This is a genomic window from Natribacillus halophilus, assembly GCF_900100185.1.
GTDB lineage: Bacteria > Bacillota > Bacilli > Bacillales > Marinococcaceae > Natribacillus > Natribacillus halophilus.
In genome coordinates this window covers 73942-95315 of the sequence record NZ_FNEN01000005.1, presented here as the reverse complement: position 1 = coordinate 95315, position 21374 = coordinate 73942, and the positions used below count along the sequence as shown (strand labels likewise).

The following is a 21374-nucleotide window of genomic DNA, read 5'->3' as shown; positions in this document are numbered from 1 at the left end:
TTACAGGGAGGGAGTTGGAGAATGAACCATCTAGAGGGCAAATATGTGGCGCTAACGGCTTCGCGAAAAACGGATGATATGCAGACGCTTTTACGTAAACAAGGGGCGACGAGCGAAGTGCGGTCGATGCAAGGAACCGTCAAGCAAGATCAAGAAGCGGTTACGCGCTTAATGCAGGAAGGGCTGGCGGGCCGTGTTGATTGGTTTATTTTTACCACAGGCATCGGGGTTACCACCCTTATGGCATATGCCGACGAGGCGGGGATGAAAGAGCGGTTTTTGGAAAAAATGCAATCGGCACACGTCGCTGCCCGTGGATACAAGACGGTCGCGGCTTTGAAAAAATTAGGCATTAACGTGGATATACGTTCAGATGATGGCACAACCGCGGGGTTGAAGGAGAAATTAAAAACCGTCAATTTTTCCGGTGAACATGTGATTATTCAGCAATACGGGGTCTCTTCGCCGGTGTTGGAGGAATACCTAGAAGAACAAGGCGCGACACTCACAACGTGGCTACCTTATGTGCATGAGGCGCCAGATGATGCGGCGGTGGATCTTTTTATAGAGGAACTGCTTGCGGAAAAATACGACGCTGTCTGTTTCACCACCGGTTTGCAAGTCAGATCACTGTTTAATCGTGCCAATGAAGTGGATAGGCACCGGCAGTTGCTGAGGGTTTTTGCAGACAAGACGATTGCCACTGCTGTAGGCAAGGTGACCGCCGAAGCACTCGAGGAAGAGAGTGTATCGCGGGTAGTAGTACCAACAACCGAACGCATGGGCGCGATGATGGTGGAACTTGGGCGGTATGTGAGTGGAGAGGAGGTTAATTAAAATGGTCCAACGAATCATGAATGCTTCCAAAACAATGCTTGAAGATACGCTTCATGAGCATGGCTTTACTCATCTTAACGTTCGAACGCATGGATCTCATCTCGTTATCTATTCTGAGGAAGATATGGTAAAGGTCAATCGTGCGAGACTGACTCGTTTTAATCTCCAGACGTATGAACTGAGTATATGCAATCATCGCGGAGAATGGGAAGCCACCCCTTTTAGCGGTACGATGGCTGAAATGCTCACTTTAATAATTGAAAAATTTCCGCACACACTATCGAGAACTTTGCAGGCGATTTTATACGTTGGACACGGAAGCCGAGTAAAGGAAGGCAACGAGCAATTTGAAACGTTTATCGATTATGTCAAAAACAATTATGAAACAGAAATGATTCAAGAGATCGCCTACATTGAATTGGTTTCACCGACGATTACGGAAGGAATAAAAGCTTGCATAGAACAGGGTGCGACGAAGATCGCCGTCGTCCCGGTATTGCTGTTGAGCGCCTCCCACGCAAATGTAGATATTCCCCGTGAGTTGGAACGGGCAAAAGAAACGTATCCACACGTAAAGATATCCTGCGGCAGACCCTTCGGTATCGAAGATGATGTGATCGACGTGGCTGTTAGCCGTTTGCTGCACGCCGGGTTGCCGGCATTGGGAGATGATCGGGAGCGTGAAGACTGCACGGTGTTAGTGGTCGGCAGAGGTTCGAGTGATGGAAAGCAGCCAAGCGACGTCGCAAAAATCGCGCGCCTGATTTATGAAAGAGTCGCCTGCAATAACGTGGAAACGTGTTTTTTGGCCGCTACGACGCCGACGGTCGAGCAGGGGCTCGCGAAAGTGGAAAAACTGGAAGCGCCGCAGGTATATGTGTTGCCGTATTTATTATTTACCGGGGTGTTGATGGAAGAGTTGGATGAAATGCTTCGTGAACGTGAAGGGAAGGCAAACACTCGCTATACGCTTTGTGATTTTCTCGGTTCCGACGATGGGTTGAGCGATGTTTTGGCGAGACGAACAGAAGAAGCCTTGAATGAGGAAGGGCGTGTGTATACATGAGCGCTCTCCCTTTTATGATTGAGATGAGCGAAATGAGTTGTGCCGTCGTCGGCGGGGGCGATGTCGCTTGCCGACGGGTGAAATTATTATTGGAAGCGGAAGCGGCGGAAGTTGCCGTGATCGCGCCTACGCTTAATGAAGAGCTGCTGGGTTTGGAACGGGCAGGCCGGTTCAGATGGGATTGCCGATCGGCGGTGGCATCGGAAGTATTTTTGAGTGACAAGTTATTTTTATGTACGAATCAACCTGAGCTACATGAAGCGATAAAGAAAAATAAAGCGCCGCGGCAGTTAGTGTATTTTGCTGACGATGCCGGGGAGGGGAATTTTTGGGAGATAAAAAGTTTATATTGAGTAAGGAACGAATGTTCCTTACAATAATTTAGTCAGTGACTATTTATCAGCCATTATCAAAATATCAAACACTCACACTCCAGACCGGGGGTGACCGAGCTAAATTCGCCTGAAATATCTTTCATCATATCCCAGTCGTTCGGAGGCTTCTTTTCCGGCTTTGATCACTTTTTTAGATATATCGGGAACCTAATAGTCTTTCATGCGCTGGATGGGGTCTACAACGGTAATCGCGCTGACCACTTTTCCTGTATTATGATCCCTTATAGTGCGGAAGCAAATGCCAAAGGCCGCTCTGACCTTGCTGAAGATCCTGCGTATGTGACCAACCAGGGTAGGGCGGATAATGTAGAATATCTGGATAAGGTTATTGAGGATTGGGCACAACAACGTACACAGAAAGAAGTGCAACAAATACTTGATGAAGCAAGGGTGCCGGTAGGGCCGATCTATAGTATAGAAGATATCGCTAAGGATGAACAATATCAGGATCGGGAAATGCTTCAAACGGTCGAATTGCCGGATGGGGAGAAGGTAAGAGTCCCGGGGATTGTGCTGAAGTTATCTGAAGCACCTGGGGAGGGACTCTACTGATTTTATGATAGATTCATTTAAACCTCTTATGCAAATTATTCTGCTTATAACTTCCCTCGTTCGGAAATTCTTCAATGTTTAATGATAGCGCTAGGTAGCTCGATGAATGGATGTCTGCGAAATCTTCTGTTAGGACTTCAAATAAGGCTTTCCCCACCTCTTCTTTTTCCTCAGTGGAACGGCCTGGACCGATTTTTAAAGTGGCGTGAACAAAAGCATCCTCTTCTGTACCGTCGGCGATTACATAGTTTTCAAGTTTGATCGCACGAACGCGAATGCCACCCGTAGGGAAAATATGGTCTTTTTCACGTAATGTTTCATTTAAACGTTCCAATAAGTTCTGAATGGCAATGCGATCCTCTAAGTTATCTGTATACTCAACGATTAAGTGAGGCATTGTCCTCCTCCTTCAGCTTGGGAATGATCGTGTTCTTGAGGCTTCCCAGCCCTTCGATTTCCGTTTCCACGACATCACCCGCTTCGACTTTAGTAACGCCCTTCGGTGTTCCTGTGAGGATGATATCCCCGGGTTGAAGCGTCATAAAACCACTTAAATATTCAATAAGAAAGGGTATGGAGAACACCATATCTTTTGTCGTGCCTTCTTGAGTCGTGACACCGTTGACTTTCGTACGCAAAGCGAGATTCATAGGTTCAGAGACATCCTCTACACTTGTGAGCCAAGGACCGATTGGCGTACACGTATCCCGATTTTTCACTCTTAGATTCGGGCGGTAATAATTTTCCAAATAATCACGAATCGCATAGTCATTGGCAACTGTGTAGCCCTCGACATAGTCATAAGCATCGGCTTGTTTAATGTTTTTCCCTTGTTTACCGATGACAACAGCAAGCTCGCATTCATAATGCATATGGGTTGCTTCTTCCGGTCGTATCGATTCAGCATTATGGCCGATAAAAGTATTTGGACCTTTCAAAAAAACGAGGGGTTCTTTTGGTGGTTCAAAAGAGAGTTCGCTCGCGTGATCGGCATAATTTAATCCCAAAGCAAATGTCGTTTGCGGGGTGACGGGAGGCAGCCACGTCACCTCTTGTTCTTTATATGTCCGCCCGTCTAATAGTTGGACGCCGTTTTCCGTTTGAATGACATCATGAATATTTCCACTGACTGCAATTCGGCCTTTTTTCATCACTGATCCCCTCCTGACAAAATGCTGTTTTCCAGCATTCCAACATTTTCAATCTTCACTTGAACCTTATCGCCACTTTTGACACTCGGTGTTTCGTACGGTACGCCGGTCAGTAAAACATCGCCTTTCGTCATTGACATAAAGGAAGTGACGTCGCTGATCAGTCGGCGAACATCGCGAACGAGTGAAGATGTATTAGCTTCATGCGCAAGTTCTCTATTAATATATGTTTTGATCTGTAATCGGTCAGGATCCATCACATCGGATGGCTTTATAATCCATGGACCGATTGGGCAAAATTGGTCGCGAGCTTGATGTTTTAATGCCGGGCGATGTAGATTCCCGTGAGGGACGTGCAGGTCGTTGACAATAGTAAATCCAGCTACATTGTCGAGTGATCGATCAGGGCTCGCCTGTGTAGCTGTTTGTTTGAAAACAATGCCAAGAGATGGACCGGTCTGCAATTCATTGATGTCCTCAGGCAGATAAACGGTTGAGCGGTGTGGCGTCCATGTATTTTTTGGTTTAATATACAAGACGGGTGCCTGAGGTGGTTGATTGTATGGTTTTTCATGAAAATCTGATTCGTACGCTTGCAAACTCTCTTTATAATTTAGAGCGACTCCATAAATGGTTCCAGAAACTGGGACATCCCATTCGTTTTCTCCGTTGTCATCAGGTAACTCTGTTGTTTGTACATCCAAATCCTTGCTCAGGGGCGATCCCTGGATAAAAGCTTTTGCATTCATGGGTGAAAGCACCTCTCTTAATCACGATTTGTTTTTAAAGGCATGTAATGTATTCAGTTTATGATCTCGGGCAAAAGCCTCTATTTCATATGGTGGTTTGTTTTCAGCTATCATACTCAATAATGTTTCATGTTCGGTTATCGATTGGGGAGCTCTGGAAGGGTAAAAGGATATCCCTCCATTGCGAACACTATCCAAACGTTCCCAAACCTTAATAATATCTTGAATGAGCAGTTGATTTGGACAGTGTTTGTAAATCGCCATGTGAAACGTTTGATTGAGCTCTCCAAAACGCTGGAGTTCATAGTTTTGAACAACTTCTCTTAATTGTTCATTGATGGAAGTGAGTTCCTGAAGATCATCCTGATTTATATAGGGTGTACTTTTCGCGGTTGCGTAACCCTCGAGAATGGCGAGTAATTCAAGTGATTCTTTGTAAACATTGTCATTAATTGAGCGGACAACAGCACCAACGTTTTGTTCATATTTAATCAATTGGTCTGCTTCAAGTTGTCGCAAGGCCTCACGGACAGGGATGTGGCTGGATCCAACCTCCTTAGCTATTTGGTCAATAACGATGCGTTGTCCTTGGGTGTAAGTGCCATCTAAAATACGCGTTCGGATAACTTCATAGGCGTATTTTGTTTTATTTATCTTGCTTTCTTTTCTCTCCATGCCATCACTATATATGATTTAGTATATGATTTCAATCATAAAAAGCCGTTAACCGCCTCCAAACCCTTTGTTTAATACAGCTCTTCCATATTGGCAATGACCTCGCGCGCCGGCTTTGAAAGAAATCGATCTTTTCCCCACAGCAGGGCTGCCTCTGCCTGGACTTTGAAATCTTTGAGATGGAAAACGCGTAAGTTTTCTTGTGAAAAAGCTTCGAGTGTTGATTTCGGCACAATCGTCCCCCCTGTTCCGGCTGCTGTAAGAGATAACAACATGGCGGCATCTGGGCATTCAACGACTATATTAGGATTGAAGCCGAGTCGTTGGAACTCATCGGTTACGATTTCAAACTGCCCTTTCCCGCTTAAACGGTGAAGGAGAAGGAGAGGAATGCCATCTAAATCCTTCATATATACACTGTCTTTGTCACAAAATCCTTCCCATTGATCAGAAATGACAAACATATATGGCTCGGGCGGGATAAGCACTGAAGAAAACTCTGTGTCATTTGCCGGTAATCGCACAATGGCAAGCTCAATTTCTCTTTCGTATATTTCTTTTGTCAGTGTGTACGTATCTCCTTCTCGAATTTTAAATTGGACACCAGGAAATCGTTCGCGAATGTGTGTGATCTGTTGGAGAAGATAGGCAAAGCAAGATTTGTTTGCTCCGATTTTAAGAACACCTTTGACTCCACTATCGACTGCTTGCACTTCTGCAATGGTATCTTCTATTCCATTTAAAATATCAGATGTCTTGCGATAAAGCGTCTCTCCCGATTCAGTTAATATCAACGATCGACCATTTCTTTCGAATAAAGTGACATTAAGTTCTTCTTCCAGAAGTTTGAGTTGCTGACTTAGAGGGGGTTGTGCGATGTGTAATTTTTTTGCTGCACGAGTGATTTGCCCTTCATCCGCAATGGTTTTAAAATAGCGCAACCGTCTAATTTCCAATTTCGACACCTCCCATATTTAAATCATATGCGAAATCAATATTATAAATATTTATCATATTTGTTAGTCCATGATAATATGAAAGCGTAATCAGTTCAACTGTTAAATTTATTTTGACGATTATTTTAAGTGTACAACAAGGGATAAACAGAAAGGGTGAATTGTTAATGCCAGCGAAAACAGGCGAACAATATAAACAAGGGTTAAGAGAAGCGAATAACAATGTCTATATTCATGGGGAACGCGTGGAGGATCCCACGACTCATCCAGCGTTCAAAAATGTGATTGATTCCATGGCTAACCTTTATGATTTACAGCACGAAAAACCGGAGAAGATGTTGTACACGTCACCAACGAGTGGTGAAAAAGTTGGAATGACATTTCTTCGCCCGGAATCCATTGAGGATCTAGCCAAAAGGCGTGAAGCGATTCAAGAGTGGGCGAGGACATCCGGAGGGATGATGGGACGCTCTCCTGATTATCTAAATGCAGAAGTGATGGCGATGGGCGTTGCCAATGACCTTTTTGCTGAAGATGATCAAATGTTTGCGGACAATGCCCGCAGGTTCTATGAATATGCGCGAGAAAATGACATCAGTTTGACGCATACGCTCATCCACCCCCAAGTCAATCGTGAAAAAGCACAACACGAACAAAAGGATGCAAACGTGGCCCTGCATTTAAAAGAAAAACGTGAAGACGGCATCATCGTAGAAGGGGCGCGCCTGCTTGCGACTCAAGGTGGAATCACTGATGAGATACTCGTTTTCCCTTCAACCGTAAAGCCGGCTGGAGAACTTGATGATCCGTATTCGCTTGCTTTCGTTGTGCCGAATAATACGGATGGCTTGAAATTTATTAGCCGTGAATCGTTTGATTATGGAAGATCGGAATGGGACCATCCATTGGGCAGTCGTTTTGAAGAAGGCGATGCCATCGTATATTTTGATAACGTTTTCGTGCCGTGGGATCGTGTCTTCGTCTGTGGAAACTCTTCAATTTGTAACCGTACTTTCTTAGAGACGAACGCGGTTGTTCATATGTCTCACCAAGTGGTAGCTAAAAACGTCGTAAAAACAGAGTTCGTTTTGGGTACGGTGCTTAAGCTTATGGAATCAATCGGGATCGACGGGTTCCAGCATGTAAAAGATAAAGGCACAGAGATCATGTTGACGTTGGAAACGATGAAATCTCATTTATACCGTGCCGAGCAAAACGCAACGTTAGATAAATGGGGAACGATGACGCCTGACTTTGAAGCTTTAAATGCGGCGAGAAATTGGTATCCAAACGTATATCCACGGTTGGTTGAAATCTTGAGAATTTTGGGTGCGTCCGGTTTGATGGGAATACCGACCGAGGCTGATTTTCAAAATGAAGAGCTTGGGCCGATCGTGAATCGCGCGCTCCAGTCCAAAAATATGGAAGGGTATGAACGTGTGAAACTTTTCCGTTTAGCCTGGGATCTTACGCTTAGTTCATTCGGAAGTCGTCAAATGCACTATGAGTATTACTTCTTTGGAGATCCTATTAAGATGAGGATGAGTTATTTTGATGGATATGATAAGGAACCGTACAAAGCCTATGTTCAAGACTTTTTGGATCAAGTGAAATCATCAAAACCGAGCCATGTCTAAACTTAATAAGGGGGAAGTCGAATGAATTTTGATATTATCCGTGCCGGCCGTGTCAAATTCCATGTCGAAGATTTAGAGCGTTCAAAGACATTTTACGATGCCCTCGGATTCATTGAAACTGAGCGTGATGATTGCCATATCTATTTACGAGGTTTAGAAGAGCACAACCACCACAGTATTTGTTTGAAAAAAAGTAATGAGCCCGTTGCTGAAGTCATCAGTTACAAAGTAGCTGACGATCGTCACTTGGATGAGCTTGCCTCATTTTTTGAAAACAAGGGACAGCTGATTAAATGGAAGGAAGCAGGAGAGGAAAAAGCGCTCGGCCGCACGTTGCGTACTACGGATAACTCCGGGCTAACAATAGAATTTTATGCTGAAATGGAACAGGCAGAGATCATGCTGCAGCGCTATGATCTATACAAAGGTGCAAATGTTCAGCGTATTGACCATTTTAACTGTATGGTTCCCGATGTGGAATCTGCATACAAGTTTTATATTGATGAACTCGGGTTCAGATGCTCAGAGTATACCGCGGCTGCTGACGAAAAAATATGGGCTGCTTGGCTGCACCGGAAACCAAGCGTCCATGATGTTGCATTTATGAATGGGATTGGTCCACGCCTCCATCATGTCGGTTTTTGGTTGAGTGACCCAATGAGCATTATCAATTGCTGCGATGTATTAGCCGCATTGAATTATGGGCCGAACATTGAACGAGGGCCGGGTCGTCACGGATTATCCAACGCCTTTTTCCTCTATTTACGGGATCCAGATGGTCATCGTATAGAATTGTACAATGGCGACTATTTGACCAGTGACCCTGATTTCAAACCAAAACGTTGGGATCTGGATGATCCAAAACGTCAAACCTTTTGGGGGCATGAAGCGCCGGATAGCTGGTTTGAAGAGGCCACACAGTTTTTGGACGTGAATGGAAGAAAAACGGAGACTTCTGAGCCACTTTTAGAGAAGAAAAAACCGACGTTTGTCATCTAAAAAAAGCAATGAGGTGAATATATATGGATGATAAGTTATTTAGGGCCGCGATGGGGAAATTCACAACGGGTGTGACCATCATAACAACAGAAGTTGATGGTGGAGTTCGCGGAATGACGGCGAATGCCTTCATGTCAGTATCAATGGATCCTAAACTTATATTGATCTCTGTTGGCCATAAAGCAAAAATGAAGGAACAAATTGAAGCATCAGGACAGTTCGCAGTCAATGTGCTCTCGAATGACCAAAAGGAAATGTCAATGATTTTCGCCGGACAGAAAACAGATAAGCAAGATGTAGAGTTTAATTATTTTGAAGGACTGCCGGTTATTGATAACTCTTTGGTATCTATCGCTTGCGATGTTCATAACAGTCACGATGAAGGGGATCACACATTATTCATCGGGAAAGTAAAGAATATAGAGATCCAAGACGGGGATCCGTTGGCGTTTCACGAGGGCTCCTACAAACAATTACAAGAAGCGTAAGATAAACGATCTGATACAGGTTCATGGGACTTTATCCGACGGAGGTTAGCCTTCGTCGGATAGTTGTTTACCAATATCTAAGGAGATCGACCAGTCAACTGTGATACATTCCTTCACATAAGGGAAACAGCATGAATCATTTCCCTCCATCAGTCCATAAAGTATGGGTTAATCTGTACGGAGAGGCGGAAGAGTATGAATGAGTTTCCATTAAGCAAGGGATTATTCTTTCCACCCTTTCAACCAAACCTTGAAATAGATACAGAATACTACGTAGAACATAGAACAGGTAGTTCTTTGCATCAAACTAGTTTCCTATTTTATTTTGTTGCCAGTCAAAAAATCCTTATGCCACTATTTATGGAAGTGTTTATCATGAACAGCCAATAACCCTTCATAAAAACTGCGAGTACTTTGATAAAGGAGAGCGATTGGCACTTGAAATTGAGTCTGGAACGACCCACGTAAACGACATGCCGGCAGTGTTAGAGGCAAATGTTCCATTCGGCGGCGTAAAAAACAGTGGTATCGGTCGTTTTGGTCATGAATGGGTAATAGAGGAGCTGACAACAACGAAATGGGTATCCGTGCAAAAAGCAAAGCTTGATTATCCATTCTGATATAGACTCATAAAAATAATGGTGAACGTGTCGTAATGGCCGTTCACCATTATTTTTGACTGGAGAAGTTACATCCACTGCTTAAACGTATCCCAAATAACTTTGCTGGCATCCATTTGTTGGCTCACTTTTCCATTGGAAGCAGGGGATTGAACCTTTGGTCCTCCTGGCCATGTATGCCCCCCTCCTTTTACGTGATAAAATGTAACGAGGGTAGTTTCATCTTGACCCATATACTTTGTTTGTTCAATGCGTGTTGGGTCTTGGAGTTCTAAAGGCGATAGACGCTCTGTTTTTGTATGATTGGATCTATAGGCAACTATCTCTGCGCATTCTCGTGCACCTAGCAAACCGCTAATGACAAAGGATTTTTCACCGGCAGCATCTGCAGCGGAAAAAGGGACAACCGGGTCGGCATCTCCCATAATAAAAATCAAAGGAGGAAAGGCTTCAATATTACTCTGCAAATGTTTTGGAAGAGGCCCGGCGACACCCGCAATCGCTGTAAATGTATTTGGACATTCAATCGCGAGACGAAAGCTAAAGCTGGATCCATTTGAAAAACCGGTCGTGTATATACGTTGCTTGTCGACAGAATAAGAATTTTGCCATTTGCTCATTAAGGCTTGAACAAATGAGACATCATCAATTTTGGCTATATAAGCTGGATTATCTTTTAAGCCTTCGTTCCATCGTTTGGAAAAAGGGTCAGACTCATTTACATGTGTCGCTTCAGGATAGATAACGAAAAAATTTTCTCTCTCTGCCAGTTCATGAAATTTTGTTAAGCGGCTATGATGCTCAGCGCTGCTTCCCGCTCCATGAAAGCTGAGCAGGAGCGGGAGCGCGTGATTACCATCGTAAGATGTTGGAACGTAGTACAAAAAAGATCGTTCTAGCCCCTGGATGTTTATTGTTTCTTTTGTTAATTTTCCTTTTTGCATATCTATCCAACCTCTTGGAAATTACATATTTTTGGTAGAATCTTCGTTTTTATCTACATTCCTATCCTTTTTATCCTCATTTAATTTTGTTAAAGTCCACCCGGTATACGCATAAAAGAGGGCGATAAACGGAGTGACCAGGCTTAAAAATACAAAGAATACGTATTCCATTCCAACGTTCAATGTTGTCATTACGAAAGCCCCGATAACTCCCCATGGGATGAGTGGGTGTAAGATGGTCCCTCCATCTTCGACCGTCCGACTCAAGTTTTTCGGATGCAGGTTGTGATGTCGGTAAGAATCTTCATACATTTGTGCCGGCAGGAGGATAGACAGATATTGCTCTCCTGTAACGACATTGACGCCAAAGGCAGAGGCTAATGTGGATGCAATGGTATTTCCTCTGCTTCTAAGTGCTCGTTTGATTCCTTCGATTAAGGCTGCTGCTATGCCAATCCCTTGGATTAATCCCCCGAACGCGAGCGCGATGATAATTAAAGAAACACCGAATAGCATACCTTCTAAACCGCCCAGGGTTAAGAGCTCATCAATGGCTTCATGCCCGGTTTCGGCTTCATATCCAAAATGCGCAGCATTGATAATGTCCCCGAAGGTGCTGCCGGGTACGGTAAGGAATGTCGTTAAAGCAGCAACTATTAACCCTAATGAAAGCGCAGGGATGGGCTTGATCCTTCTTATGGCTAAAACAATAATTACTAGCGGTGATAAAAGCGTCACAAGGGTGATCGGAAATTCAGATTGAAGCACTTGCAGCATCTCTTCAATCTGACCGGTGGTCGCGGTACCATCATGGGTAAAGGCTCCAATCAGACCGAAAATAATTAGTGAAATGATAAGAGCCGGAATGGTCGTCCATAACATGTGGCGAATGTGTTCAAAGATGTTTGTCTTTGCTACCGCGGCCGCAAGGTTAGTCGTGTCTGAAAGTGGGGAAAGTTTGTCGCCGAAGATGGCACCGCTTACAATGGCACCTGCAGTTATAGCCGGCTCTACCCCCATGCCATACGAGACGCCCATTAATGATACACCGATTGTTCCCATTGCGCCTAATGAGGTTCCAGTCATGATCGCCAGAATAGCGGTGATGATGACAGTAGAAATTAAAAACGTCGCGGGCGAAAGAATTTGCAAACCATAATAGGTAATCGTTTGTACAGTGCCGTTTAAAACCCAGACCCCAATTAACGTTCCAATCAAACTCAGAATGAGTATTGCGGGAATACCATTTGAAATCCCTTTTACGAGATCGCTTTCCATCTCATGCCACTGGTATTTCAGTTTAAAGCCATAGACCGCAGCGACCATAATCCCTATTAATATGGGAATATGTGGTGCTGTTTCATAATAAAGAATACTCACCGCCAGAATCGCGATAATAATTAATAAAACCAGTGCGGACCCTTTTGTAGATGCTTTGTGTTCCATAATAATGCCCCCTCGGAGTTTTTTTGTGGACTTACATTCGATGCACAGCAATCCCAAACACATCTTCAGACGCTTCGAACCAGGCTTCATTTAAGCTTGGATGCGGGTAATAAGGGTAGGACACGTCCTCGATGCGTGCGCCCATCTCCAAAGCTTGTATAGCTTGGCTGATAAGTTCGACGGCGCCACTTCCTAATGAATGAAAGCCTAAGATCACATCTGTTTCTTTTTCACTAATGATTTTAAAGAGCCCTTCATTTTTATTGGTAATGGAAGCGTAAGCATTTGAGCGTAGCGGAAACGTACCAACATTAATGTCATAGCCGACTTTTATCGCCTCTTCTTCCGTGAGCCCGGTGATGGCAATGGGTCTGATGCCATGGGTTACCATTGGACAAGCCCACGGGTCCCATTCACTCCTTTCCCCGGCTATACGTTCAGCTGCTACTTTTCCTTGTTTGATAGCTTCGACGGCAAGCGAGCCGTGTGAGGTAACGTCCCCAACCGCGTAAATGTGAGGTTGATTTGTTTGTGTTGTTGCCGTGATTGGTATAAATCCTCCATCGGTGATTTCAATCCCTCCAGCGTCAAGAGCTAAAGCGTCTGTATTGGCCACCCGGTTACATGATAAAAAGAGATGGGATGCAGTAATGGTTTGCTCTTGATCTCCGGTGAATATGGTAGCTTCAACCTGGTCCTCAAAAGGAGAGACATTTACTAGAGAGTTGTTCTTTAGTACCTTCACCTTATTTTTTTTGAAAAGCCTAGTCAGCTCTTTATTAATTTCCTGATCATATGGCAACGGCTCATCGAGTGCTAGGGTTATTTCAGTCCCGAAAGCGGCATAGGAAGAAGCGACTTCGATCGCATGGTAATCGGAACCGAAAACAATTAAGTGTTCGGGCAGGTCTGTTTGTTTGTAAATGGAGGTAGGGTCGAGAATTCTTTCATGGTTTATATCGAAACCATCCGGCCGGATATATGAAGATCCCGTGGCGATGACTGCCTGTTTAAATTGATATTTCTCAAAAGAATCACCATTCTCTATCCCTATCTGGCCCTCCGATAAAAACTTGGCTTCCCCTTGGATGACTTCAACACGATGTTTTTTTAATAGTGATTCCACGCCACCCGTCAATTGTTTAATGAGTGTGGATTTTTTTTGTTGTAATTCGGCCAGATTAAATGTTGGTAAATGCACATTTATTCCGTATGAAGGCATATCGTTGGCATCGCGCAATCTCTTGGCTGCTTCGGCAAAAAGTTTCGAAGATATGCAGCCATTGTGAATACATACGCCACCAGGCACTTCTTTTTCAATTAAGGCCACTTCTTGACCAAGCTGTGCGGCCCGGATGGCTGCGTGATAACCACCAGGCCCTCCTCCTATGATAATGACGTCTTTTTCGTGAGCAAAATCTCCGACGACCAACTATATCAACTCCAAAGTCAGTAAATTTGGGTTCTCTATAAATTGTTTTAAACGTCGGCAAAACGCGATTGCTGTTAAGCCGGTGACAGCACGAGGATCAAACAGTAAAGTGATATCGGCCATGGATCGAACGGTGATTTCCTGATGATAGACAGCTGTCTTTCCCTGAACAGGGCTAAAAATCAGCATGCCAGATTGAGAGCTTTCTTCAGAAATCGACCCAATATTGCTTTCGTTTTCGAGATGATGGATAGCAAATGTGTAGTTCTGATCATGCTCTCCATTGGATGAAGATTTCTCAATGTTTAAAATGGAGGCTTGATCTACATTTGGAATCACTTTTGGTTCCATGTGAGGTTGGGTCACGCTTATATGGCAATCCAATGCGAAATGAACTTTTGCCTCTGCTTCATCGATAAGTGCATTTAATGAAGGATAATCCTTTAATGCGACTTGAGCAGCTTTTATGATAAATGAATGCAGGGAAATGCCCCATTCTTTTTCTAGCTTAAGAAGTTTCGTGAAATCCATCTCTTCAGTGTGAATGCCGCTAGGTGTCTGTGTAAGTGGCAGAATTTCTCGGACTTGGCGTTCTGCCGTCGGTTCTGGTGTAGGGTTTACAACTTTATCATGAGAAGATGATGTTGTTTGAGCAGTTTCTGTCTGTGGCGTTGTTGCTTGCTTGATATAATTATAGACATCTTCGTCCATGACCCGACCGGCCGGACCGGTCCCCTCTACCTGTGCCATATCAACGTCGTTATCTCTGGCAATTTTACGTGTATAAGGTGAGGCAAGCTTCCAGGGCGGAGCGGGAGATGTTTGTTGCAACGGTTCTCCAACTGAAGGTGTTGCTTCTTTGGATGATGCTGTCGGTTCCGGAGCCTCATTGGCTGCTTGTCCGGGTTCATCAATGTTAAGAATGGTATCCCCAACTTCAATAACATCTCCAATATTTGCTTGGATGTTACTCACTACCCCTTTTGATGGCGCGGTGAGTTCAGCGGTCATTTTATCCGTTTGTACTTCCACGAGCGGCGCGTCGGTTTCTACTGGTTCGCCGTTATCGACCAAAAAACGTAGGACTTCCGCTTCGTGCATACCTTCTCCAATGTCGTGCAACTTTACTTCCACCATGGATACCACCCCTCTTTTTCTTAAAAATTTACTGCATTGACGATTGCTGCTTGGATTTTTGCCGCACTTGGTAAATATTCTTGCTCTAATGAATAAACGGGTACCGGAGTGTCGAAGCCGGTGACTCGCTGGATTGGCGCACGCAAGTAAAGAAACGATGTGTCATTGATGAGTGAGATGACATCATTGCTAACCCCACCGGTGGCCGGTGCTTCATGGATGATAGCGGCACGGCCGGTTTTTTGTACGGAAGCTGAGATTGTTTCTTTATCCAGAGGATAGAGCGTTCGCAAATCAATCACTTCACAAGACATATTTTGTTCTTCTTCCAATGTCTCGATCGCTTTCATCGTATCCATGACCATTGCTCCCCATGTAAAGACAGAGATATCATCGCCTTGTTTAAGCACGGATGCACGGCCGATGTCGATGGTATATTTTCCATCAGGCACTTCGGTACGGTTGGAGCGATAGCAACGCAACGGCTCTAAAAACATGACAGGGTCAGGATCGTCGATACTTGCGATCAAAAGCCCTTTCGCGTCATATGCATTTGATGGAACAACGACTTTTATCCCCGGCATATGCGTGAATAGACTTTCGACGCTATCAGAGTGAATTTCAGGAGCCTTCACACCGGCACCGTATGGTGCACGAACAACCACCGGGACAGTAAATCGTCCTAGCGAGCGTTGCCGTAAGCGTGTTGCATGGGTCATGAGCTGATTGAACCCAGGGTAAATAAATCCTAAAAATTGAATTTCTGCAATGGGTCGAAAACCGTTGGCTGCAAGTCCGATGCTATTTCCGATAATGCCTGATTCGGAAATGGGTGTATCAATGATTCGGTCTTCCCCGTATTTTTCATGCAGGCCTTCTGTGGCACGAAAGACACCGCCGTTCACGCCAATATCTTCGCCAAGAATGATGACGTCTTCATTTTCTTTTAGCATTTCGTCCATCGCGTTGCGGACGCCTTCAATCATGGTCATCTTTTTGGTGTTCACTGCTGGGCTTACCATTGTTATTCCTCCCCTTGTACAGCAAGATGTTGATTGACCTGCTCTTGAATCGTCCAGGTTGGCCGATCATATACATAGTCAAAAAGTTGTCTCAGGTCAGGTTCAGGGTATGCTTCCATTTCAGCGATAGCGGTTTCAATTTCATCTGTAATTTCTTCTTCGATCGTTTTGAGCCAATCCTCGTTCCAGGTGTTTTGCGTTTGTAAATAACGCTGAACGCGGAGAAGGGGGTCGGTCGTTTCCCGCCGTGTTTCCGATTCATTTTGGTCACGGTATTTTGAAGCGTCATCTGCGGTGGTGTGAGCACCATACCGCCATGTGACGGCTTCGATTAATGTCGGTCCTTGGTTTGCTCTTGCTCGATCTACTGATGCTTTCGTTGCCGCAAAAACAGCCAGCACATCATTCCCATCGATGCGTAAACAATCCATGTCATAGGCGAGCCCTTTTTGCGCGATGGTTTTCGTTTTCATCTGCCTTTCCATCGGGACGCTGATGGCATAGCCATTGTTTTGATTGAAAAAGATGGTCGGGATGTTGAATACGCTACCAAAATTCAATGCTTCGTGAAAATCCCCTTCAGAAGTCGCTCCATCTCCAAAGTACACGAGGGAAACACGATCCGAACCGTGTTTTTTTTCTGCCCAAGCCGCGCCTGTCGCGTGTAACAGCTGGGATGCTATCGGAATGCCAGGCGGGAAAATGTTGACCCCTTCCGGCGGAACGTTCCCTTCCGGGCGCCCGCGCCAATTTAGAAGCAAATTTCGCATGGAGTGACCAAATGTCAAAGTGGCCGCATGGTCCCGATAAGTCGGGAATATCCAATCACCTTCTTCTAGAGCCACAGCGCTCCCGATTTGTGCAGCTTCCTGCCCCTCGTAAGGGACGTATGTGCCAATTTTGCCTTGGCGTTGCAAGTTGACACATTTTTTGTCGAGCATTCGAGCACACAACATTTTATAGTAAAAAGATTTTACTTTTTCTGTAGAAATGTCGTTCAGGGCATCCGCATCAACGATCTCTCCATCTTCATTGATGATTTGTTGCATCGGGAAATCTTCAATCATCACGCATCAACCTTTCGACTGTAGTGATTTGCATGTCGCTGTAAAATCTCTTCCAAAGCTTCGATAAATAATCGATTTTCCTCTTCAGTGCCAATGGTGAGGCGAATCATTGTAGGATAACCCATCAAATGTCCCGGTCTAATAATGATTCCATTTTTTAAAAGTTCGTCATTGATGGTTTCAGCCGGTATTTTTGTATCTACCATTATGAAATTCGTGTGTGTAGAAAAATAGGAAAGCCCTAACCTTTGAAAAGCATTCTCCAAATAAAGCCGCCCATTATTGTTTTGTTCTTGTGTCTTTTTCATGAAGGCATCATCATCCAAACAAGCATAAGCGGCTGCTTGTGCAAAACGGTTTACGTTAAATGGTTCTTTGCTTTTTAGCAGTTCTGAAACGATTGCCGGATGCATAATGCCATAGCCTACCCGCAATGATGCCAGCCCATAAATTTTTGAAAACGTACGAAGAATAATCAAGTTCTCGTGTTTATCCAAAAAATTAATGGATTGGAAATAATCATCCGTGCGTATATATTCATAATACGCTTCGTCTATAATGACAAGGATATGTGATGGGATACGTTTGATAAAAGCTTCAAGTTCATGTGCAGAAACCATTGTGCCGGTAGGATTGTTCGGATTGCACACAATGATCATTTTGGTATTCTTGTTGATCGCGTTCTCCATTGCTTGTAAATCATGGACCCCGCCTGTTTTCATCGGAACCTCGACAGGCACGCCACCGTCAATAATGACGTTTGTTTTATACCGTGGGAAGGTAACGCTTGCCATGATTACCTCATCGTTATCTTGTAAATATGACCGGGTCATCATGCGAATGATTTCATCGGAACCATTTCCTAGAACGAGCTGATCCGCACTTACCTCTAAACGTTTGGCGAGTTTATTCGCTAGCACCGGTGCGGTGATTTCGGGATATAGATGCATATTTTCCATTTCATCCGTAATGGCTTGCTTTGCAAGCGAAGAAGATCCAAACGGATTTTCATTGGAAGCCATTTTAATCACATTTGTTATACCCAGTTCTCGCTGTAATTCTTCGATTGGTTTCCCGGGTGAATACATTGAGATGTGTCTCAATTGTTCTCGTGGTTGTATTGGGCACACTTATAGATTCCTCCTTGCGATGGGGTGGTATCAGGCAGCATATATTTATCAGAAAAAATAGGCAAGTCTGCCATTTAAAGCTTTTAAGCTTTTATGGGCTAAAGAAGAAATCGTGACAGATGATCTTCATAAGCTCGTCAAAGTGTTTTGATCATGCGCCATGGTGGTAGATAGAGCTTGTTAGATTTATAAACTGAAGAAATTTCCTATACAAATAAAATATCGATTACAAAAGAAATATGTATAAGTGGAGCGACCATCCATGATTGGTGATTAAGATTAAATAAAAATTGTTGTACATATGTAAAATGATAGACAATGATTGTCGTAGTTTTTAACCAAAATCGTTTGGTAAACTAAGTTTAAGATTTTATACAGGAGGGGAGATATGGAGATCGTTCATATAAATCACGCTAATCAAAGAAGTGACACAAAGCCTCATGTAATGGCGGTTGGTTTTTTTGATGGTGTACATTTGGGACATAAAGAATTATTGAACCATGCGTGGGAAACTGGTAAAAAACATAATATTCTATTTTCAGTTATGACTTTAGCCCGCATCCTGATGAGGTGATCAAAGGGGATAACAACCGCAAATATTTATCTCCCTTGCCGCAAAAGATTGAAAAACTGGAAACGATGGGCGTAGATAGATTATTTGTTACAGAGTTTGACAAAAAGTTTGCTTCAGCCCACCAATTGATTTTATACAAAATTTTATTGTAGAACTGAATGCCATACATGTAGTTGTAGGGTTTGATTTCACATTTGGTCATAAAGCAAAGGGAAATGTCCAGTTTCTACAGGAGGCCACAAGAATATCCGTTTAGTCTTTCCGTTATTCCAAAGAAAACGTACTTGGGTAAGAAAATAAGTTCTACCCTTATTAGAGAAATGATTCAAGAAGGCAAGATGGATTTGATCCCTTATTATTTAGGTTCACATTATAATGTAAGCGTTAACTTAATTCGATCTGAAAAGAATGGGAGGGTAGCTGTCACATCCCGTGGAAGTAACCTTTTACCGAATGATGGGTCGTATTATGTAGAAATCACGCAAGGCAAGAGAAAGATACAAGGGAAATATCATCTATACCCGGGAATGGAACATGCGGAAATAACGAGTCATTTCATTAATCGATTGGATCAACATTGTTCACTGAAATTTTTAAGCAAAATAGAATCTATTTTCAACAGTATCGGTATAAATTAAATTAAGGGGAGGAGATTTTATCATGCAAGATAAAACTTTTCGCAATGCAATGGCTCGGTTTGCCACGGGCGTTACTGTCATTACAACAAAGGTTGGTGAAGATATTCATGGAATGACCGCGAACGCATTTATGTCAATATCATTAGACCCGAAATTGATAACGGTTTCAGTTGACAACAATGCGACCATGCTTGAAAAAATAAAATCTTCTGGCCAGTTTACCGTCAGTTTTCTTTCAGAAGACCAACAGGACATTGCCATGCACTTCGCGGGACAAACGAATGAAGAAAAAGATATTAATTTTGACATTATCAACGATGTCCCGGCGATTAAAGATGCACTGGCTTCAATTGTTTGTGATCTAGAGCGATCATATGAAGTTGGCGATCATACGTTGTTTATAGGAGAAGTAGCAGAAATTAATTTGACAGACGGGAACCCGTTAACCTTTTTCAAAGGAAAATATGGTCAGTATCAGCCGGTTGAATATGCTGATACATTATAAAAATATAGCACCTTCTATCGCGGAAATTCTCACGTGATAGATTTTATTTAGGCGAATCTTGATATCTGAAAAAAGTTTAATGTAACCAGTGATGACTGTGTTGTAATTATATATGATTTAATATATAATTACAACAAATAGTGAAAGCGATTACAGTGGGAAAGGGGGTATTACATATAGATACAAAGTTTCAGAATCCCTTGCTGCACCCATCTCCTTGATGAATGTCAGAGGTCTATAATAATAATTGGAGGGTCATCAGATGAAAAAGGGTTTTGTCAGAAATAGTACCGGACTTATAATGCTGTCACTTTTTGTTTTGTTGCTGACAGCTTGCGGTGCCGCGGAGGAATCCAGTGGTGAGGATGGCGATGCCGACCAAGACGAACAAGAAAGTATGGACTTGGTTTTTTCCCATTTCCAACCAGCGAACCACCCCATTCAAACGGAGGTTTTAGATGGACTTGACGAGGATTTGAATGAACAGACAGATGGAAGAATTAATATGGAATTCTATGCCGACAATACCCTCGGTGATCCGGAATCCCATTATGATATGACAGTATCAGGTGAAGCGGATATTGGGTTAAGTGTATACGGTTATGCACCGGGAAGCTTCGATCTTGTAACAGTCATGGAATTGCCGTTTCTGGCAGAGTCAGCTGAACACGCATCGGAAATTCTAATGACGTTATATGAAGAGTTTCCCGAATTACAGGAGGAACATGATGATACTCATCCCCTATTCCTTTATTCCGCTGAGCCTGCGCAAATTATGAGCAATGATTATAGAATTGAGACACCGGAAGATATAGAAGGCCTTCGCGTACGATCCCCGTCCCCGCTTGCTAACGATATTATAGAATCAATGGGCGCGACAGCGGTTTCGATGCCAATGGGTGATGTTTATGAAGCTCTTGATAGAGGGGTAATCGATGCTGCGATGGTACCGTTAGAAACCCTTTATAATTATAGTTTCCACGAGGTGGTAGAATATATCACAATCGGAAACTTTTCCGCTACGCCTTTCTTTAGCGTAATGAATCAAAATACGTATGATGGTATAGGTGATTCGGATCAGGAAGTATTAGACAGTCTCACTGGCAAAGAATTGGCGACTGAAGCAGGAAGCGTTTATGATGAGGACGGTGAAGCCGGGTTGGATGCTGCAATTGACTCAGGTGCTGAAATTATTGAATTAGAGGGCGACACACTCGAACCATGGGAGGAAGCGTTAGAACCCGTTGTGGGTTCATGGCTTGAGGAAAGAGAAAGTGAAGGGTATGACGCAACGGAATTATATGAGCGTGCGATGGAATTGAGAGATGAATTGAGTGGTGACGGAGAGGAGTAA

The 21374-nt window shown here is 43.6% G+C and carries 23 protein-coding genes and 1 pseudogene; 12 read left to right on the top strand and 12 right to left on the bottom strand.

Annotated features, from left to right (window positions below; genetic code table 11):
- Window positions 1–21 precede the first annotated feature (21 nt).
- The 4 genes from BLS58_RS07730 to BLS58_RS07715 all read left to right on the top strand — a co-directional run bounded on the left by BLS58_RS07730 (window position 22) and on the right by BLS58_RS07715 (window position 2850).
- Window positions 22–837 carry a uroporphyrinogen-III synthase gene (locus BLS58_RS07730; RefSeq protein ID WP_090397651.1) on the top strand — a complete coding sequence of 272 codons (816 nt, stop codon included), beginning with the start codon at window positions 22–24 and terminating at the stop codon, window positions 835–837.
- A 1-nt stretch (window position 838) separates the two neighbouring features.
- The gene (locus BLS58_RS07725; protein ID WP_245723103.1) at window positions 839–1903 is read left to right on the top strand and encodes a sirohydrochlorin chelatase; all 1065 of its coding nucleotides are present in this window, start codon (window positions 839–841) and stop codon (window positions 1901–1903) included.
- A complete protein-coding gene (locus BLS58_RS07720) occupies window positions 1900–2256 on the top strand; it encodes an NAD(P)-dependent oxidoreductase (RefSeq protein WP_090397649.1) in 357 nt (118 codons plus the stop codon). Before BLS58_RS07725 ends, BLS58_RS07720 begins: the two co-directional genes overlap by 4 nt.
- A 90-nt stretch (window positions 2257–2346) precedes the next feature.
- A complete protein-coding gene (locus BLS58_RS07715; RefSeq protein ID WP_245723102.1) occupies window positions 2347–2850 on the top strand; it encodes a CoA transferase in 504 nt (167 codons plus the stop codon).
- A gap of 13 nt (window positions 2851–2863) precedes the next feature.
- Here the strand turns inward: BLS58_RS07715 and BLS58_RS07710 are convergent, their stop codons facing one another.
- The 5 genes from BLS58_RS07710 to BLS58_RS07690 all read right to left on the bottom strand — a co-directional run bounded on the left by BLS58_RS07710 (window position 2864) and on the right by BLS58_RS07690 (window position 6381).
- Complete coding sequence (locus BLS58_RS07710; protein WP_090397648.1) at window positions 2864–3247, bottom strand: 5-carboxymethyl-2-hydroxymuconate Delta-isomerase; 384 nt, start codon at window positions 3245–3247, stop codon at window positions 2864–2866.
- Window positions 3228–4001, bottom strand: a complete 774-nt coding sequence (locus tag BLS58_RS07705) for a fumarylacetoacetate hydrolase family protein (protein WP_090397647.1) — start codon at window positions 3999–4001, stop codon at window positions 3228–3230. The genes BLS58_RS07710 and BLS58_RS07705 overlap by 20 nt, the downstream gene beginning before the upstream one ends.
- The gene (locus BLS58_RS07700; RefSeq protein WP_090397646.1) at window positions 4001–4750 is read right to left on the bottom strand and encodes a fumarylacetoacetate hydrolase family protein; all 750 of its coding nucleotides are present in this window, start codon (window positions 4748–4750) and stop codon (window positions 4001–4003) included. Before BLS58_RS07700 ends, BLS58_RS07705 begins: the two co-directional genes overlap by 1 nt.
- Before the next feature lie 21 nt (window positions 4751–4771).
- A complete protein-coding gene (locus BLS58_RS07695; protein ID WP_090397645.1) occupies window positions 4772–5425 on the bottom strand; it encodes a GntR family transcriptional regulator in 654 nt (217 codons plus the stop codon).
- A gap of 71 nt (window positions 5426–5496) precedes the next feature.
- Window positions 5497–6381: a LysR family transcriptional regulator gene (locus BLS58_RS07690; protein ID WP_090397644.1), complete on the bottom strand. Its 885-nt coding sequence runs from the start codon at window positions 6379–6381 to the stop codon at window positions 5497–5499.
- A gap of 167 nt (window positions 6382–6548) precedes the next feature.
- Here BLS58_RS07690 and hpaB point away from each other — a divergent pair, with 167 nt between their 5' ends.
- The 4 genes from hpaB to BLS58_RS17990 all read left to right on the top strand — a co-directional run bounded on the left by hpaB (window position 6549) and on the right by BLS58_RS17990 (window position 10125).
- Complete coding sequence (gene hpaB / locus BLS58_RS07685; RefSeq protein ID WP_090397643.1) at window positions 6549–8018, top strand: 4-hydroxyphenylacetate 3-monooxygenase, oxygenase component; 1470 nt, start codon at window positions 6549–6551, stop codon at window positions 8016–8018.
- Between the two features lie 21 nt (window positions 8019–8039).
- A complete protein-coding gene (gene hpaD, locus BLS58_RS07680; protein ID WP_090397642.1) occupies window positions 8040–9017 on the top strand; it encodes a 3,4-dihydroxyphenylacetate 2,3-dioxygenase in 978 nt (325 codons plus the stop codon).
- Window positions 9018–9040: 23 nt separating this feature from the next.
- Entirely contained in the window at window positions 9041–9505 is a 465-nt protein-coding gene (locus BLS58_RS07675; RefSeq protein WP_090397641.1) for a flavin reductase family protein, read from the top strand.
- Between the two features lie 431 nt (window positions 9506–9936).
- Window positions 9937–10125, top strand: coding sequence for an aldehyde dehydrogenase family protein (locus tag BLS58_RS17990; RefSeq protein ID WP_245723101.1), 189 nt, complete (start codon window positions 9937–9939; stop codon window positions 10123–10125).
- A 68-nt stretch (window positions 10126–10193) separates the two neighbouring features.
- Here the strand turns inward: BLS58_RS17990 and BLS58_RS07660 are convergent, their stop codons facing one another.
- The 7 genes from BLS58_RS07660 to hisC are packed head-to-tail and all read right to left on the bottom strand — an operon-like array spanning window position 10194 to window position 18303.
- Window positions 10194–11069, bottom strand: a complete 876-nt coding sequence (locus BLS58_RS07660; RefSeq protein WP_090397636.1) for a CE1 family esterase — start codon at window positions 11067–11069, stop codon at window positions 10194–10196.
- Between the two features lie 21 nt (window positions 11070–11090).
- Complete coding sequence (gene nhaC / locus BLS58_RS07655) at window positions 11091–12515, bottom strand: Na+/H+ antiporter NhaC (RefSeq protein ID WP_176764661.1); 1425 nt, start codon at window positions 12513–12515, stop codon at window positions 11091–11093.
- 31 nt (window positions 12516–12546) lie between these two features.
- Window positions 12547–13947: a dihydrolipoyl dehydrogenase family protein gene (locus BLS58_RS07650; RefSeq protein ID WP_090397634.1), complete on the bottom strand. Its 1401-nt coding sequence runs from the start codon at window positions 13945–13947 to the stop codon at window positions 12547–12549.
- Window positions 13948–15084 carry a 2-oxo acid dehydrogenase subunit E2 gene (locus tag BLS58_RS07645; protein ID WP_090397632.1) on the bottom strand — a complete coding sequence of 379 codons (1137 nt, stop codon included), beginning with the start codon at window positions 15082–15084 and terminating at the stop codon, window positions 13948–13950.
- Between the two features lie 20 nt (window positions 15085–15104).
- Window positions 15105–16106, bottom strand: coding sequence for an alpha-ketoacid dehydrogenase subunit beta (locus tag BLS58_RS07640; RefSeq protein WP_090397630.1), 1002 nt, complete (start codon window positions 16104–16106; stop codon window positions 15105–15107).
- 2 nt (window positions 16107–16108) lie between these two features.
- The gene (gene pdhA / locus BLS58_RS07635) at window positions 16109–17173 is read right to left on the bottom strand and encodes a pyruvate dehydrogenase (acetyl-transferring) E1 component subunit alpha (RefSeq protein WP_090397628.1); all 1065 of its coding nucleotides are present in this window, start codon (window positions 17171–17173) and stop codon (window positions 16109–16111) included.
- Window positions 17173–18303 carry a histidinol-phosphate transaminase gene (gene hisC, locus BLS58_RS07630; RefSeq protein WP_342705523.1) on the bottom strand — a complete coding sequence of 377 codons (1131 nt, stop codon included), beginning with the start codon at window positions 18301–18303 and terminating at the stop codon, window positions 17173–17175. The genes pdhA and hisC overlap by 1 nt, the downstream gene beginning before the upstream one ends.
- Before the next feature lie 388 nt (window positions 18304–18691).
- Here hisC and BLS58_RS18370 point away from each other — a divergent pair.
- The 4 genes and pseudogenes from BLS58_RS18370 to BLS58_RS07600 all read left to right on the top strand — a co-directional run bounded on the left by BLS58_RS18370 (window position 18692) and on the right by BLS58_RS07600 (window position 21374).
- Window positions 18692–19029 (top strand): annotated as a pseudogene (locus BLS58_RS18370) (nucleotidyl transferase family protein).
- Window positions 19002–19133 carry a nucleotidyl transferase family protein gene (locus BLS58_RS18485; protein ID WP_090397889.1) on the top strand — a complete coding sequence of 44 codons (132 nt, stop codon included), beginning with the start codon at window positions 19002–19004 and terminating at the stop codon, window positions 19131–19133. Before BLS58_RS18370 ends, BLS58_RS18485 begins: the two are co-directional and overlap by 28 nt.
- 404 nt (window positions 19134–19537) lie before the next feature.
- Complete coding sequence (locus BLS58_RS07605) at window positions 19538–20020, top strand: flavin reductase family protein (RefSeq protein ID WP_090397621.1); 483 nt, start codon at window positions 19538–19540, stop codon at window positions 20018–20020.
- 262 nt (window positions 20021–20282) lie between these two features.
- On the top strand, window positions 20283–21374 hold the full coding sequence (locus BLS58_RS07600; protein ID WP_090397619.1) for a TRAP transporter substrate-binding protein: 1092 nt from the start codon (window positions 20283–20285) through the stop codon (window positions 21372–21374).

Coding starts and splice junctions, on each gene's coding strand:
- BLS58_RS07730 (WP_090397651.1), top strand. CDS start 22: ATGAACCATCTAGAGGGCAAATATGTGGCGCTAACGGCTTCGCGAAAA.
- BLS58_RS07725 (WP_245723103.1), top strand. CDS start 839: ATGGTCCAACGAATCATGAATGCTTCCAAAACAATGCTTGAAGATACG.
- BLS58_RS07720 (WP_090397649.1), top strand. CDS start 1,900: ATGAGCGCTCTCCCTTTTATGATTGAGATGAGCGAAATGAGTTGTGCC.
- BLS58_RS07710 (WP_090397648.1), bottom strand. CDS start 3,247: ATGCCTCACTTAATCGTTGAGTATACAGATAACTTAGAGGATCGCATT.
- BLS58_RS07705 (WP_090397647.1), bottom strand. CDS start 4,001: ATGAAAAAAGGCCGAATTGCAGTCAGTGGAAATATTCATGATGTCATT.
- BLS58_RS07700 (WP_090397646.1), bottom strand. CDS start 4,750: ATGAATGCAAAAGCTTTTATCCAGGGATCGCCCCTGAGCAAGGATTTG.
- BLS58_RS07695 (WP_090397645.1), bottom strand. CDS start 5,425: ATGGAGAGAAAAGAAAGCAAGATAAATAAAACAAAATACGCCTATGAA.
- hpaB (WP_090397643.1), top strand. CDS start 6,549: ATGCCAGCGAAAACAGGCGAACAATATAAACAAGGGTTAAGAGAAGCG.
- hpaD (WP_090397642.1), top strand. CDS start 8,040: ATGAATTTTGATATTATCCGTGCCGGCCGTGTCAAATTCCATGTCGAA.
- BLS58_RS07675 (WP_090397641.1), top strand. CDS start 9,041: ATGGATGATAAGTTATTTAGGGCCGCGATGGGGAAATTCACAACGGGT.
- BLS58_RS07660 (WP_090397636.1), bottom strand. CDS start 11,069: ATGCAAAAAGGAAAATTAACAAAAGAAACAATAAACATCCAGGGGCTA.
- nhaC (WP_176764661.1), bottom strand. CDS start 12,515: ATGGAACACAAAGCATCTACAAAAGGGTCCGCACTGGTTTTATTAATT.
- BLS58_RS07645 (WP_090397632.1), bottom strand. CDS start 15,084: ATGGTGGAAGTAAAGTTGCACGACATTGGAGAAGGTATGCACGAAGCG.
- BLS58_RS07640 (WP_090397630.1), bottom strand. CDS start 16,106: ATGGTAAGCCCAGCAGTGAACACCAAAAAGATGACCATGATTGAAGGC.
- pdhA (WP_090397628.1), bottom strand. CDS start 17,173: ATGATTGAAGATTTCCCGATGCAACAAATCATCAATGAAGATGGAGAG.
- BLS58_RS07605 (WP_090397621.1), top strand. CDS start 19,538: ATGCAAGATAAAACTTTTCGCAATGCAATGGCTCGGTTTGCCACGGGC.
- BLS58_RS07600 (WP_090397619.1), top strand. CDS start 20,283: ATGAAAAAGGGTTTTGTCAGAAATAGTACCGGACTTATAATGCTGTCA.